Source organism: Arthrobacter sp. HMWF013, assembly GCF_003061105.1.
Lineage (GTDB): Bacteria > Actinomycetota > Actinomycetes > Actinomycetales > Micrococcaceae > Arthrobacter.
Genome location: NZ_QAIQ01000290.1, coordinates 1 through 1,612 on the forward strand (window position 1 = coordinate 1; position 1,612 = coordinate 1,612).

Here is a 1,612-nt window from a genome sequence, read left to right on the forward strand (position 1 = left end):
ATCACGCCCGGGGCCGCCGGGCGTGGGAGCGGGTGGTGAGGCAGGTGCCGGCTAAGCGGCCGCGACGTCCTTGAGCTTCAGCCGGATCCCGTCAAAGTGGCGCTGCAGGCGTTCGGACGCGAGGGCCTTGTCCTTGTTGGCCACGGCCTCGAAGATTTCCCAGTGGTCCTGCGTCTGCTGCTCGAGATTGACCGGGCCGGTACCGAGGGCCAGGTGGATCTTGCGGTAGACCTGCCAAAAGACGTCCATGAGGTTGATCAGCAGCTCGTTGTTCAGGGGCGCGTACAGCCTGCGGTGGAACTCGGCGTCGTGCTCATAGAGGGGTTCCCCCTTGCGGGCCGCGGCTTCCATCGCTTCCATGGTGGTGCGCAGGTCAGCCAGATGCTCCTCGGTGAGCAGGTCAATGGCCGATCCGATCAGCCCCGATTCGAGGGCCTGCCGGACGTCGATGAGTTCCATGGCCTCCTCGCCCTTGTGCCGGAGGGACAGCCGGCCGCGGAAGGTCAGGCCGGAGACCAGGGCGCTGAAGTTGTTGGGCGCCACGAACATGCCGAAGCCGTGCCGGATCTCGATGACTCCCAGCGCCTGGAGCACTTTCAGGGATTCGCGGACGGTGTTGCGTCCCACGCCCAGCTCGGCCGAGAGCTCGCTTTCCGTGGGAAGTGCGTCACCGACGTCCAGCCCCCGGTCCAGAATCAGGTCCATGATCCGTGTCTGCAGGGCATGCGAACGGAGCTGCGCGCTGAAGCGTGCGGGCGATACTTCTTGCGATGCGATGGCCACGTAGGTCTCCTCCTTTGCCGCGCATAAAGGGTCGCGACTGGTTACCACTCAAGAGTACAGGAGATGGGATGTCCAATGTCTAAGAATGACGTACCAATTTGGAGCTGTCCTTACCCCCGCGAGACCGAATCTAACCCAGAAGCGTCCGGACCAGCTCGCGGCACGTCCGGTAAGCAGGCATTTTTGGATCGATGAGGGCGTAATGGTCGCCGGGGACCATGACCAGTTTCGCAGTCATTTTGGCTTCCGCAGCGGCGTTGACGTACGACTCGGATTGGCTCAGCGGAACGGTATCGTCATCGGACCCATGAACGGCATAGACCGGCACAGGCAGCGGAAGGGAGGTCATAGGGTCCGTGTATTTGTAGCGGAGCGGATATTTCGACGACGATCCGCCCAGCAGGTTGCTCACCGCACCATTGCTGAGGTTCAGCTGCTCCGCCCCGGCGAGGTTGAGCAGGCCCGACTGGCTGACCACACCGGTAAGATGCACCGTCGAGCCATCAGATGTCCGCAGGAGCTGGCGGTCAACATCAGGCATTCCGAGCTGGGCGAGTTTGCCCCTGCCCGCTGCCCAGGCAGCCAGATGCCCGCCGGCCGAATGCCCCAGCGCCACAACGGGGCCAAGGTTCAAGGCGTGCGGGGCCGCCAGATCGCCAAGTTTGTCGATGCCGGCGAGAACATCCGCGAAGGTATTCGGCCAGCCGCCGCCGTTTCCGGCCCGGCGGTATTCAAGGTTCCAGGCGGCCATGCCGTGCGCGGCCAGGTCCCTGGCGAGGGGCTCCCCCAACTCGGCCCCGTACTGCGAACGCCAGTAACCGCCATGGAT

The 1,612-nt window shown here is 64.1% G+C and carries 2 protein-coding genes; both read right to left on the reverse strand.

Annotated features, from left to right (window positions below; all coding sequences use genetic code 11):
- Positions 1-51: 51 nt before the first annotated feature.
- The gene (locus DBR22_RS11230) at positions 52-777 is read right to left on the reverse strand and encodes a FadR/GntR family transcriptional regulator (RefSeq protein ID WP_375134952.1); all 726 of its coding nucleotides are present in this window, start codon (positions 775-777) and stop codon (positions 52-54) included.
- Between the two features lie 136 nt (positions 778-913).
- A partial coding sequence (locus tag DBR22_RS11235; protein WP_108599085.1) for an alpha/beta hydrolase occupies positions 914-1,612 on the reverse strand: 699 nt, incomplete at its 5' end.